Source organism: Allomuricauda sp. CAU 1633, from assembly GCF_017313225.1.
In the GTDB taxonomy this organism is placed as follows: domain Bacteria; phylum Bacteroidota; class Bacteroidia; order Flavobacteriales; family Flavobacteriaceae; genus Flagellimonas.
On the sequence record NZ_JAFLNE010000005.1, the window covers coordinates 55667 to 69782 of the forward strand.

Consider the following 14116-nt stretch of genomic DNA (forward strand, 5'->3'; position numbering starts at 1 on the left):
CTATTCATTTTTTAGGGAATACCTCATCGTATCTTTTGGAAGCCATTCCACGTGTTCTATGACAATCGGGGCCATACAATCGGGCACTTTCACTTGGTCTCCTACTGAAAGACCTATCAATGCCGCACCCAAAATGCTCCGTACCGATACCTTTCTGTCATTATTTGTGTGATCATCTTCAAGCACCAATTGAAACGTTTGTTTCTTTCCAGAAATGGTCACCGTTACATTGGAATACAGCCGCACAATACCTTCCGGCACTTCTGAAGTGTCACAGATCTTCGCATGGTCCAAACTCACTTTAAGTATATCCAAAGCATCTTTTTGGAGATCGTCATGGTAATACTTATGAAAGTTCAATATCTTTTTAAGGGCCAAATAATCCGTCTTCTCTATAATCACATCTCCAAACTTCATGACTTGGGTTTAGGTGTTGTACTTCTTATAAATGGCACCAAAATCAACATGCTATTCCATTTGCCCTATTCAAGGCAAAGCCTGTGCCTAAAAACAGCGATATAATTTGAAAAGGATTTAATTAACTGAATATCAGGTATTTATTGTAATATGGAAGAAGTGATGGGGAAATAGAAGTGGGTGTTTTTTACCCGTATGGGTAAATATTACCCACTTATTTAAGTCTTTCTCGAAGTGTTTTACGATCTATGCCTAAAATTTTTGCGGCCTTTGATTTGTTGTTTCCAGTGGAGACCAATACTTTTTGGATGTATTCCTTTTCCACCTGCTTTAAGGACTTTAAGGATTCCTCTGGGAAGTCAATTTTAAATTTAATTTGTTCGGGTAAATGTTTTACGGTTACCTGTCCGTCACACATAATTACCGCTCGCTGAATGATATTTTCCAGCTCCCGGATATTGCCTGGCCACGAATACCGCTCTAGCACTTCAACAGCCTCTGGGGTAATGCTCACCAATCTGTCCCTATATTCCACACCATATTTTTGAAGAAATTTATTGACCAATAGCGGAATGTCTGAAATTCGCTCACGCAATGGTGGTACTTTTATCGACACTACGGATAAACGGTAATACAAATCTTCCCTGAAATGCTTCCCCGCTATCATTTCTTCCAAATTGCTGTTGGTGGCCGCAATGATTCTGACATTGAGTTTCTCGGGCTTTTGGGAGCCCACTTTAATTACTTCCTTTTCTTGAAGGACCCTCAATAATTTACCTTGAACGGCAAGCGAAGCATTCCCTATCTCATCCAAAAAAATGGTCCCATTATTTGCCGCTTGAAAAAAACCATTTCGGTTTTCGTTGGCACCGGTAAAGGCTCCCTTGGTGTATCCAAAAAGCTCGGCTTCCAAAAGGTTTTCTGGAATGGCACCACAATTGACCGCAATAAATGGAGCTCTGGAAAATGTGCCAGAATAGTGAATGGCACGGGCCACAAGCTCTTTTCCTGTCCCACTCTCACCTTGAACTAGAACGGTGGCATGGTTGTCCTTTACCCGCTCGATGATTTCCGTAATGTCTTCAAAAGCTTCCGAGGCACCTATCATTTCTCCGTATACCCTTGGGAGCTGTGGTGTCGATTTTATATCCCTATTCTTTAGAATAATGGTCTTTAGCGCCTTTGCAACGGCATCTTCGAGTTCAGCTTTGGTGAAAGGTTTAGTAAGATATTCCGTAGCGCCAGATTTAATGACACTCATGGCATCATCAATGGAAGGAAAGCCCGTAACCACCAGTTTGGGCATATCCGGAAAATGCTCTGCTGTGTATTTTATCAATTGTATGCCATTTATTTCGGGCATATTGATATCTGTGATCAAAAGGTCTATCTCCGTATCCTTCAAAATATAAAGGGCCTCCTTAACCGATACGGCACTGTACGTATGGTAATGCATCCCATTGAGGTGCCTTTGGAGCAGTTCCAAAATTTGGATGTCATCATCCACCAATAGAATGTTTTCCTTTTTCAGCATATAGGCGCTTATTTGAGTTTGGGAAATTCAATGGTAAATACAGTTCCTCTGGGCTTGTTCGTGGCATGGGTTATACTACCTTTATGGCTTTGTATGATACCATGCACCACGCTCAGACCAAGACCACTCCCCTCGCCCACGGGCTTGGTGGTAAAGAAAGGGTCAAAAACACTATTTTCTTTATCCTTGGGTATTCCTGAACCTTCATCGGAAATGACCATGATAACCTTATCCTTTTTATCCGTGACTTTGACTTTGATTTTACTTTGTGGTGGTGAAAAATAAATGGCATTTACAATAAGATTAAACAATACTTGGGTAAGTTGAATCTTATCGGTCCGTAATTCAATATGCTCAGTATTGACTTCCAACTCACAGGAAACCTCGTTTTTGGCAAGTGTGGTTCGCAATAGATCAATGGCGTCCTTTATGATGGGCACAATGTTGAGCGTGGTACGTTCCTCCGGCATTTCGCAAGCAAAGAACATGAGCTTTTTTACCACTTCCCTTGAAAAAATGGTGTTGGAAATGATTTTATCCAAATCCTTTGTGGCAATTGTGTCGTTCTCTACCCTTTCCCGTAAAAGTTCCGAGAATCCTAAAATGTTGGCCAATGGCGTATTCAGTTCATGGGCAATACCGGCAGTGATCTCTCCCAAAATCCGGAGCCTATCCGCCTGTTCAACCTGTCTTCGAATACTTTCTTGGTTATCCTTTATTTCCTTTCGCTCCAAGAGATTCCCCACTTCCAAACAAACGTTGTCCAATAACTGTTGTTCTTCCACCAAGAAATCTTCCAAAGTATATTTTGGTGTGGGATATCCTACACGTATTACACCTTTTGGCTCATTAAAGACCTTGATGGGCGATTCCAAAAAAACATAGGCCTCTCCCCTTTCTTCGGTTTGAATTGAAATTATCGGGGTTTCCAGTTCCACATACGTCTCTTCATCAAACTGCCACGCCCGCTGCAAACAATTGGCTATGGCCCTCAATACTTCCTCAATCTGCTCGTAATCACTGTTTACGATCAAGGAAGTAACTTCATAGAGACAAGTCAATTCCTTAATGCGCTCCTTGAGTTTCTGTTCTGCTGTGTGCAAGGTCTTTACTTTGCCTGTAAATTACTAATTTCCTAATTTACCAAGAGTGAAATGAAGGTTTTTATAGTGTATTAGGCACTCCCTTTTGAATCCAATCGTTGAATTTCAATATTGGCGGCAACAATTAGATTTTTGAGTTGCTCTGAATCTTTCTTTGGGCAATTTTGGGCCAATTGAAATTTTGAACTTTCAATAAGTCTATGGCAATACGCAATCTGTTCATTGACCGATAATTTGGATATGGTCTTTACAAAAAGGTCATCCAAATGGCACAATGAAACTTCTTTGGGCTTTTTACGTATAAACTTGAACATTTTAAATATGTTGTTGGTTGGTTACACCAAAAACCACAAAAACCAAGCCATAATTGTCCACAACACACTTAAAAGGTCTCCCTAATCATCCACCTTCAACATAAACCCTCTCCGGTTCACATTTACAATACTTATTTTGGAATCCCTGCTCAGGTGTTTTCGTAGATGTGAAATAAAAACGTTGAGGCTCTTTTTATTGAAGTAGTCATTTTTATCCCAAATGGTGGTTAATATTTCCTTGTGGGTACACAACTGGTTCATGTTCATGGCCAATAAGGTGAGTAGGTCGAACTCTTTTCCTGTTAATTTTACGCTCTCTCCCTTGTGTTTAAGTTCAAAACTCTCTGTGTTCAAGGTATAATCCCCAATAATAAAACTTGTCTCTTGGGGTTCTTTGTTTTCTTCGGCAACCAACCGGGATAGAAGAGCATTGATGCGGACCACAAGTTCCTCTTCATCTATGGGTTTTTTTAAGTAATCTACAGCTCCTAGGGAAAACCCTTTCAGCACATCAATCTTTAAGGAACGTGCGGTTAAAAAAAGAAATGGCAGTTCTGGATTTATGGCTTTTATCTTTTGTGAAAGTGCAAACCCATCCATATCGGGCAACATAACATCCAAGATGGCCAAGTCAAACACATTGGTTTCCGTTTTTTGGATTGCTTCTTGTGCATTCTTTGCCCAAGTGACACCAAATCCCTTCATACCCAAATATTCAGAGAGCAAATACCCCAAGGAAGCATCATCCTCCACCAAAATCAATTTATAACTACTGTCCATTGTCACTTATTTTTAGGGAAATTATAAAGGTTGTACCCTCTCCCAATTTACTGTCTACCGTAATATTGCCACGGTGCATGCTTACAATCTTATGCACATAGGATAATCCAAGACCATACCCTTTTACTTTATGCACATCGCCGTTCTTAACTCTATAATATTTTCTGAAAATCTTTTTTATATTACTTTGTGAGATGCCCGGACCATTATCGGAAATGGCCATCAGTAGCTTTCCTTTCTGGATATGCGCATTGAGCCGTATCACTGGGTCATCTGAATACTTTTTGGCATTTTCCAAAAGGTTTCCAATAGCATTTTCCAAATGAAATTTTTCTGCCCGAATGGGATAAGTGTCTCCTTGCAAATCATAATCAAAATCGACCTCTTCATATTCCGATAGTGTTTTAAAGTCTTCACATATCCGCTGCAGCTCAGTTTTAAAATCCAGTTCTGTAAACTGCATTATTTTTTTACCAGACTCCAAGCTTGCCAATTCCAGTACTTTATCAATATGCCTTCGTAACCTATCGGTTTCCCGCCGAATCAATTCCAAAACAGGTTTCTTCTCTTCGGATATATCCTCTTCCAATATTTTGCTGGCCAGGCCGATGGAGAAAACTGGAGTCTTCAACTCATGGGTAAGATTATTGATGAAATCATTGGTGGTTGTGATCAAACTGCTCTGCCAATAAAACGATCGTAGCACCCAAAATACAACCACAATTATGGCTAGCAGAAAAATAGCACTTGGAATGGTCAACCCATTTAATTGACTTAAAAAATACTTGTTGATGTCTTCAAAACCCAATTCAAGAACTACTTCCTTATTTAAAAGATTGGGCAAATACCCTTCTATCTTAACTGGATACACAAGGATGTCATCATCCTTTACATGTGGTTTTAAAGACGTAAGATATTGTGTGGAATCCCTTGCGTACAATGAATAGGTAAACGGTGCGTCTATACCCGAAACCCCCAATTGATACGAAATGTAATCGTTCAGGTAAAATTGGGAGAGCCTTTGCAGGCTATCCAAACTGACCTGCAATTCAGAGGTATCTTTTTTTATGGTACTACCAAGAGTGTATGAAAGGGAATTGAGTTCGGAGAGTTCACTGTTTATATTTTCCCTTGCTTCATCAATCTTTTTTGAAAATTGTACTCGTGCAAGCCCCAAACCAACCCGAAGATATTGGTACTGTACCACCAAAAGGCCAATAACAGATACCACAAAAACAATGACGTATACATTTCTCCGTGTCAGCATATTGCGAAGTAAACAAAAAATCTGAAGCATTTAACCTATTGGTTGGCTTCATTAATCTTTCATTAATCTTTTTGTTCTTTCATTAACCGCTCCATATTCATCTATGTTTTACTTTAGTCTCAGAGTTTAGTTAGTTATAAGTAGCATAACATCCGTTAAAAACGTAAAAAACCGACCTTTTTGGTCGGTTTTTTTATTTCAGTTCAATGGCGATATTATTTTTTAACCACTAATTGCTTGAAGTATATCTCTCCATCCTCAGTCAATATGTTTAAATGGTATACCCCACTTTGTAAATTAGTAATTGGTAAAACGTAAGTATTATAACCCGTTATTAATTCCAAAGCATTATGAGTGCCCACCAATTGTCCAGATGAATTAAAAATTTGTATCGCTTTTAAACCTGAACTATCACTGGTTGAAAGCGTAACTTCTGTTGTTCCAGGGTTAGGATATAACATAATTTCATACGGAACAATCTGCACGTTACTATCCAGGTCAATCGCTACATTATCCACTAGTCGTGCTGTAAGGCTTGGCGAAGAACCTGTCACGGTCACATTGTCAATGAAATAAAATTCTGGGTTCCCACTGACGATCATCTCCACAATAATCTGTACAGTTGATCCCGTAAGGCCACTAGCCGTAAAGGTCTGAGGGTCTATGTCGTCCGATACAAAACCGAACTCCACAGGAGTGCCACCGTCCAAAATGTACAGCGCTCGCACAAAATCATCGCCTTCCTTGTTGTCCCTGTCATCGTCTACATCAACGGATACCGATACCGTTCCACCTATCGCAATGACCTCGGAGGTCCACGCTCCAGGGGTATCACTGGCCCCTCTGGCCATGAAACGGCCATCGAGGACCTCAAAGGTCCCCCCGTCACGTGTCGAGGTCCAGGCTGTTGCCCCGTTGTCCACGGTGGCTCCATTGGTCAGGTCCTCAAAGTCCTCCAACCATATCGTTCCCCCTGAAGGGATAGTACCATATGTGGCCGTTATACTCACTGCCGAAGATGGCATCGTTACGGTGGTAGAGGCGCTGTTGACATCAGCGACAGCTCCGACATCGCCCGTCCAGGCCTCGAACTGCTGGCCCGAGGGTGCTGCATCAGCTACTATGTTGACCACCTCACCCGACTCGTAACTTCCATCACCACTTCCGTTGTTCACCGTAAGTGCATACGTTGTACCGCCGATCGGACTGTATGTGGCAGTCACACTCACTGCCGAAGATGGCATGGTAACCGTCGTTGAGGCACTGTTAACGTCAGCGACAGCTCCAACATCGCCCGTCCAGGCTTCGAACTGCTCGCCCACAGGGGCCGGATCGGCAACAATGTTCACCACCGTGCCCGATTCATAACTTCCATCGCCGCTTCCGCTGTTCACCGTAAGCGCATAGGTTGTGCCCCCGGCCGATTCACCCGTTACGGTCACATTGTCAATGAAATAAAATTCTGGGTTCCCGCTGACGATTATCTCTACCACGACCTGCACAGTTGAGCCCGTAAGGCCACTAGCCGTAAAGGTCTGAGGGTCTATGTCGTCCGATACAGAACCGAACTCCACAGGGGTGCCACCGTCCAAAATGTACAGGGCTCGCACAAAATCATCGCCTTCCTTGTTGTTGTTCACATCGTCCACATCAACGGATACCGAGACCGTTCCGCCTATCGCAATGACCTCGGAGGTCCACACTCCAGGAGTATCACTGGCGCCCCTGGCCATGAATTGGCCATCGAGAACCTCAAAGGTCCCCCCGTCACGTGTCGAGGTCCAGGCTGTTGCTCCGTTGTCCACGGTGGCCCCATTGGTCAGGTCCTCAAAGTCCTCAAGCCATATCGTTCCCCCTGATGGGATAGTACCATACGTGGCCGTTATATTCACTGCCGAAGATGGCATCGTTACTGTGGTAGAGGCGCTGTTGACATCAGCGACAGCTCCAACATCGCCCGTCCAAGCCTCGAACTGCTGGCCCGAGGGTGCTGCATCAGCTGTAATGTTGACCACCTCGCCCGACTCGTAACTTCCATCGCCACTTCCGTTGTTCACCGTAAGTGCATACGTTGTACCGCCTATTGGGCTGTACGTGGCGGTAACACTCACTGCCGAAGATGGCATGGTAACCGTCGTTGAGGCACTGTTAACGTCAGAGACAGCACCCACATCGCCCGTCCAGGCTTCGAACTGCTCGCCCACAGGGGCCGGATCGGCAACAATGTTCACCACCGTGCCCGATTCATAACTTCCATCGCCGCTTCCGCTGTTCACCGTAAGCGCATAGGTTGTGCCCCCGGCCGATTCACCCGTTACGGTCACATTGTCAATGAAATAAAATTCTGGGTTCCCGCTGACGATTATCTCTACCACGACCTGCACAGTTGAGCCCGTAAGGCCACTAGCCGTAAAGGTCTGTGGGTCTATGTCGTCCGATACAGAACCGAACTCCACAGGGGTGCCACCGTCCAAAATGTACAGGGCTCGCACAAAATCATCGCCTTCCTTGTTGTTGTTCACATCGTCTACATCTACCGATATAGAGACCGTTCCGCCTATTGCAATGACCTCGGAGGTCCACACTCCAGGGGTATCACTGGCGCCCCTGGCCATGAATTGGCCATCGAGAACCTCAAAGGTCCCCCCATCACGTGTCGAGGTCCAGGCTGTTGCCCCGTTGTCCACGGTGGCCCCATTGGTCAGGTCCTCAAAGTCCTCCAGCCATATTGTTCCAGAGACACCGCCTTCATTCCCTTCCAATCCAATGGTCAATGTCTCTCCAATGCCATAATCAATCACTAAATCAGCTGTTGCATCGCTAGATGAGCCTGTGTAGATCAATGATAATTGGTGTGTTGAATTTGCTTTTATGAATCCGGGATTCATCGCTCCGGATACAATGGCAAAATCTGATGCATCTGGTCCGGTGATGTTCATTTCAGTAACATAAACACCTGTATTACCTCCTGAAGCGTCCACATCTACCAACGCATTATTACCCGAAGTCAATTGTACAGTTAAAGGTGCATCCAAGATACTTTCGGTACCAGCAACTCCAACTGGGGCATCCGTACCAAAATATTCCATATTCTTTTGATTACCTCCTCCACGACTTGGAGATCCAGCAACAACGTATACACCAGTACCTGATACAATAGCCTGAAAGCCATGGCGTTCAAAATTCATATCTTCCAATCTTGTCCACAACCCTGTGGATGGATCGTATGATTCAGTTATTCGAAGGGCATCATCAACATTCTCTCCATAAACTATTTCGTTGCGTACTTCTCCGCCCATAACCAGCAAATTTCCATTAAAGTTTGCTACAGCCGGAGCAGCTCTTGGTGTGGGAAGATCAGCTGCCAGGGTACTCCATGATCCACTTGTGAAGTTAAAAACATCAACTTCTGGCAATACAGGCTTAAAACCACCTCCATCTCCACCGGATTGTCTTCCACCAACGGCATATAAATTATCATCGATGACCACTGCATGGAAATGATCTCTTGCTCTTGGTGCATCAACTAAAGGCGTCCAAGTGCCTGTGGATGGATCATATTCATCAAACCAAGGCACATAACCTCCAGCATGACCCAACGTGTTTCCTCCTATGATGTAGAACTTGTCATCGTAAACTACCAAGCCTGCAGATCCCCTCTTTCTACTTTCAGGTATTTCCGGACCTTGTATCCATTCTTCATTTACAGGGTCAAAAGCCCAAATAAAGTCGGCAGGGGGTTCTGGGAACGTATTAGCCTGAAAAGCTCCAATAACCCAAATAAGACCTTGATATTCTGTTGCCTGAAAGTGATTAAACTCAAAAGGAGCAGAATCAACAAGGGATGTCCATGAATCACTTGTGTAATCATAAATGTCCAATGTTCTAGCACTTTCACGGCCACCCATGAGGTAAAATTTATCCCCAACCTGAACGAAAGAGCATTCATGTCTTCCTGTATAATTTTGGTCCTCATTTTTAAGAACCCATTCCGTACCTATTGGTACTGCGTTTACTGTAATGGTCACTGTATCGGTATCTGTCTGGTCATCACCATCCGTCACCGTCAGTACTGCATCATAGTTGCCTGCTTCCGTATAGGTATGCATAGGGTCTGCTTCGTTCGATACTGGACTACCGTCACCAAAGTCCCATTCGTATTGCACCACTGCTACATCATCCGTGGAGTTGCTACCTGTGAAACTTACTTCTAGTGGCATATCACCACTTTCCGGTGTTGCCTCTGCCAAAGCAGTGGGAGGAGAACTTGTAGTTGTACCACCACTAATTTGTATAGCGGACAACTTGGGCTGGTCTACTCCTCCATCAGAAGCCAGTGCAGATAGGTATAGGTTCAGTATCCCATCATTTACTGTAACGGGATAACTCTTGATTGTGGGTGTTTCAGCACCAACGTCGGCCGTAATATCATAATCATCAAGTACCAAGGAGCCTTCAAGGGTTACATCGAACACCCTCAGTCCTTCACCTCCTGTACCACCTCCAGTGGCTCCCCAATAGAGTTCTGCCATATGCAGCTGTACAATATAATCACCATTGGGAACAGGAATCTCATAGCTATAAAACTGATCAGAGGAACTACGTTCCGTCTGGTACAACGGAGGAAGCGCTGCATCAGAATTTTCATAGGTGCTACCACCAACAAAATACTCATCTTGTTGGTAATCCACTCCATTATGGGTTAGGGCCGGACCACCTGCGTTGATGTTGAGTTCAAATGCACCCTGAGGGAGTATTACCCATTGAAAGGAAATAGATTCTATATCTTCGGTATCTCCATCGGTATCATCTACAATGATGGTAACATTGTAAGGCGACCCAGTGGCCGCACCCATTTCTATAGTTCCTCCAATCTGACCATTTGTAGGCTCAATGGTTACTCCTGGTGGAAGGCCTATGGCAGAATACTGAAGATTACCATCCCCTCCGGATGCTTGAACGAACAGGCTTCCATTCAAAGCTTCTCCTTCTTGGTTGGTTTGATTAGCCAGTTGTTGTATTTCAATAGGGTTACTGGCATCAAAAGATTCTATGATTTCTATACCGCTTATTACGGCATCCCCATCGTTGAAGTTGATCAGCGAAATATTGATGAAGTCATCCAGTACCTCAATCGTTTGTGATAGCACTACACCATTTCTAAAACCATACGTCCCGGATAAATCAATATCATCCATGTTTGGGTAAATATTCCCTTCAACTTCAACATCAAATACCCTTTCCCCAGCTTCGGAAGTAGCGTTTAATCCCTCTCCCATATAAAGCCGTATTTCATAAAGTCCCTGAAGACTCACTGGAAACGAATAGGTAACATGGGGAATGGATTCAAAAGTGTCGTATCGTGATGTGTTGAAAATATCGGTTGGTGTGGTTGACAAATCCACCGAAGCATCAAAAGATTGCATGGACTGTACATTTCCCACTGTGTTGGTTTCCCACTGAATAAGGTATTCATTGGGATTGGGATTGGTATCAGCAGCCCACGAAATGCCTCCGTCCAATGCCGCTATTTGCGGACCACCAGCATTCACTCTATAGATAACAGGAGATGCCGCTACATTCACATTGAACACAAATTCAGTAAAATTGGTGTCTTGGTCAGTTGCCCTGATGGTAATATCGCTATTTGCCGCTGTTGCTGGATAGTTAAGCGTTAAAATATTTCCATTTACTTGGGCGCCAATACTGGGGTCTGTATTGCCCGATACCGAATAAACAAGGTTTTGATTTCCATTATCATCATCAAAATAGTTGTTTAAATTAAAGGTATCGGATCCAGAATTGATATAGGTATGAATATCTGAGATGGTACCCGTAATCGTTGGTGCTCCTCCAATAACATTCAAATAATCCCATGTTCCCTCCAATTCAACACCTGTGGTGTTTGAGGTTCCGATAAGTCCAACTGCCAGTGGATTCCCGGTTTGTTGGATTGATTCAAGAACTGCTCCTTGGGCTGTAATAGAGCCTAAAAGTTGCCGTGGTCCACCATCAAAGGCATATTCCAATCCTATTTCGCCTGTGGATGGGTCTACCAAGAAATAAAGAATGGCGCTGGCCCCAGGACGATTGCCAGGGGCAATGGCCAATTCTATTGGCGTCTGTTCTGAATCTGCGATCTCCTGACGTACCTGCAATCCTGCTTGGGTAATTACAAACTTAATGTAGTTACTCTGGGTTCCATCGCCCATAAATATGCCCAATTCACCATTTGCTGGGCTGGCTGCGTGGTATAGTTGTAAGTTGTCCGTAAAGTTGATAAGCCTTGAGACAATGGTATAGGGAGTAGTGGTTATGTCCGACTCCACTCCATATTGAAAAGCTTTTTCTTGACTATTGGCATTTCCTAAAGCTGTACCTGCGGTCAACTGCATGGTCATGGCCCCAATGGCCCCGCCAAGAATATCGTTGGGGTTTGGGTCGCTGGGATCATCCCTTCGATCCAACCATTGTAGCCAATTGGGATTGGCGTCCCCATTATTCATCATTCCGGTAAAGCCCAGTCCTAAATATCCCTTTAGTTCGGTATTACTTGAAAACATTTGATTGATCACCGGTATACTAAAGGCATCGGTTCCAGAATCTTTGGGATCTCCCAATTGAAATGGATCCTGAGCATCTGGAATCCCATCATTATCATCATCAGGGTCGTTTAAATCCGAAACCAAAGTTCCTCCAGCTGTTTTATCAAAATCATTGGGTTGAGATCCACCATTGCACGGGTCAGACCCATTCTCGTCTTCATCTTGATTTGTATACCCATCAAAATCATAGTCATCCGTTGCATAGCCGGGTGTACTGGGTGGATTACAAATGATAAAATCCTGTGGTTCAAATACGTAAATACCCCCTTCCAGAGTTGCTACCCATATAGACCCCGGAAAGATATCCGTATCAGAATTACAGGTTACGCCAAGTGCATTTCCTTCCAGTCCAGACAAAAAGTTACTGGTCAGGTTTTGCAATGACCCATCCGGATTTAATTCAACACGTCTCAATCTCCCTGTATTTACCCCTGCAATTAAGTCGCCTTGCATGGCACCGCCAAAATTACTGGCTGTGTATTCGTCAATACCATTGGTATTGGTTCCCCAAAGGGTAATAATTTCAGCATCATCCCCATCTGGGTTGCTTATGCCCGGTCCACGCCAATCGCCTTCCACAGGGTTAGCCATGGCCACAGGCACTGGAGGCCAGTTTGCGGGCAATCCCAAATCTGGGTTTGTGGTTGAACCTGGCGTAGAGCCATCTGGATCATAAACCATTGTTCTAAATACCGCTCCATTGGTTGTTCCATCGCTCGATGGGTTAGTGTACAAGCCTGCCCCAAAAGGATTGGCGCGGGCGGGGTTGGCATGTCCCCCATAAAAACTTCCAGGAACATAGGTGTTAATATTATTGGTGACCATTTTAAGGTTGTCACGGTTGTTAACCGATTCGCCACCAGAATCTGAACTGCTTCCAGGTTGTGCCGGATTATAATCATTGGTTACATTACCTGTTCCCTCTCCAAATGGGAATCCACCCCAACCTTGGTTGGCACCGTTATCCGTAATATAAACAGCGCCACTTTCCGTAACTACAAAATCATATATGTTTCTATGCCCTGGGGAAAAAATCTGTACAGGGCCTCCCGATACCAACATCGCTTGATTTAAACCATCATTACCTCCAAAAGGATCATTTACATCAATACCATTATAATCTTGATGATTGGGATCGGTTACGCCATTTACATTAGGGCGACTTGGATCATCCAACGTGGGTAGGTCGTAAATATAACTGCGGCCATCATCATCCAGAACAGGCATACTTTCCAATTCATCCAAATCAACCGAAAGGAGTGCAGCGGTAAGCGCGTATTCGCCGGTGTAGGCAAAATTCCTGGAAGGCGACCCTGCATTGGTATGTCCACCTTGACCAATCAATAGATATTCTTGGCCATTGATTTGGGCCAATTCCAAACCGTTTGAGGCGTGATTTTCTTCGGATCTAGGTAGCCCTCGCACAATATCCACAACTTCCCATTCAGAGCCTGTCCATGAAATACGGGTTATTATCCCTGAGTTTGTATCGAGGCCGCTATCACCATTACCTCCACTACCAAATCCTCCAATCCTAAAGTCACTGGAGGCTACATAAATTACGGGGTTCTCTGCGGTTCCACCTACTTCAATTCCCAAGGTTTCCCGGGATGAACTAAAAAATAGGCTTCCATCGTCATTGTGGTCCTGGATCGTGGTAATGGCATCTAATTCTTCCGTGGCTGTAACCACATAATTTCCTGGTCCATTTCTTTCGATAGTAAACACCAGGATAAGTCCGCGATAATCGGAGACATAGAGCCTTCCATCCGGTCCAAACTTCATGGAAGTTCCGTTGGTAATGGATGGAAATCCATTTAAATTGAGTTCATTTAATGAAAAACTGACCTGCGCATAGGTCGAGCTGCATAAAAAAAATAAAAAAGTTACACATAGAAGTCGGATACACCTATGTATTGTGGGGTAAAGTTGTATCATATTTGTTCTTTATATGGGCTAAAAAGTAATTATGTAAAAAGCACGGGAAATCCCGGAAATGTTTATTATTTCATATTGATTGTTTTTAGTAATAACGGGGGGCGATACGAATATATACCACATGTTTTAACTTGAACCATTACACTGTGCCAATTAAG

Annotated in this window: 7 protein-coding genes; all 7 read right to left on the bottom strand. The window is 43.9% G+C overall.

Annotation, left to right across the window (positions count from 1 at the left end; genetic code table 11):
- Entirely contained in the window at positions 1-417 is a 417-nt protein-coding gene (locus J0X14_RS14645; RefSeq protein ID WP_207098559.1) for a GreA/GreB family elongation factor, read from the bottom strand.
- A gap of 214 nt (positions 418-631) precedes the next feature.
- Positions 632-1951: a sigma-54-dependent transcriptional regulator gene (locus J0X14_RS14650; RefSeq protein WP_207098560.1), complete on the bottom strand. Its 1320-nt coding sequence runs from the start codon at positions 1949-1951 to the stop codon at positions 632-634.
- 8 nt (positions 1952-1959) lie between these two features.
- Entirely contained in the window at positions 1960-3054 is a 1095-nt protein-coding gene (locus tag J0X14_RS14655; RefSeq protein ID WP_207098561.1) for a sensor histidine kinase, read from the bottom strand.
- A 71-nt stretch (positions 3055-3125) separates the two neighbouring features.
- The gene (locus J0X14_RS14660) at positions 3126-3368 is read right to left on the bottom strand and encodes a hypothetical protein (protein WP_207098562.1); all 243 of its coding nucleotides are present in this window, start codon (positions 3366-3368) and stop codon (positions 3126-3128) included.
- Between the two features lie 81 nt (positions 3369-3449).
- A complete protein-coding gene (locus J0X14_RS14665) occupies positions 3450-4148 on the bottom strand; it encodes a response regulator transcription factor (protein ID WP_207098563.1) in 699 nt (232 codons plus the stop codon).
- Positions 4138-5445, bottom strand: a complete 1308-nt coding sequence (locus tag J0X14_RS14670; protein ID WP_242528045.1) for a sensor histidine kinase — start codon at positions 5443-5445, stop codon at positions 4138-4140. The genes J0X14_RS14665 and J0X14_RS14670 overlap by 11 nt, the downstream gene beginning before the upstream one ends.
- Before the next feature lie 185 nt (positions 5446-5630).
- Positions 5631-13805, bottom strand: a complete 8175-nt coding sequence (locus tag J0X14_RS14675; protein ID WP_207098564.1) for an InlB B-repeat-containing protein — start codon at positions 13803-13805, stop codon at positions 5631-5633.
- Positions 13806-14116: the final 311 nt, after the last annotated feature.

What these genes read in the sequence shown, in the direction of transcription:
- J0X14_RS14645 (WP_207098559.1), bottom strand. Translation starts at nt 417, where the DNA reads ATGAAGTTTGGAGATGTGATTATAGAGAAGACGGATTATTTGGCCCTT.
- J0X14_RS14650 (WP_207098560.1), bottom strand. Translation starts at nt 1,951, where the DNA reads ATGCTGAAAAAGGAAAACATTCTATTGGTGGATGATGACATCCAAATT.
- J0X14_RS14660 (WP_207098562.1), bottom strand. Translation starts at nt 3,368, where the DNA reads ATGTTCAAGTTTATACGTAAAAAGCCCAAAGAAGTTTCATTGTGCCAT.
- J0X14_RS14665 (WP_207098563.1), bottom strand. Translation starts at nt 4,148, where the DNA reads ATGGACAGTAGTTATAAATTGATTTTGGTGGAGGATGATGCTTCCTTG.
- J0X14_RS14670 (WP_242528045.1), bottom strand. Translation starts at nt 5,445, where the DNA reads ATGCTTCAGATTTTTTGTTTACTTCGCAATATGCTGACACGGAGAAAT.
- J0X14_RS14675 (WP_207098564.1), bottom strand. Translation starts at nt 13,805, where the DNA reads ATGAAGTTTGGACCGGATGGAAGGCTCTATGTCTCCGATTATCGCGGA.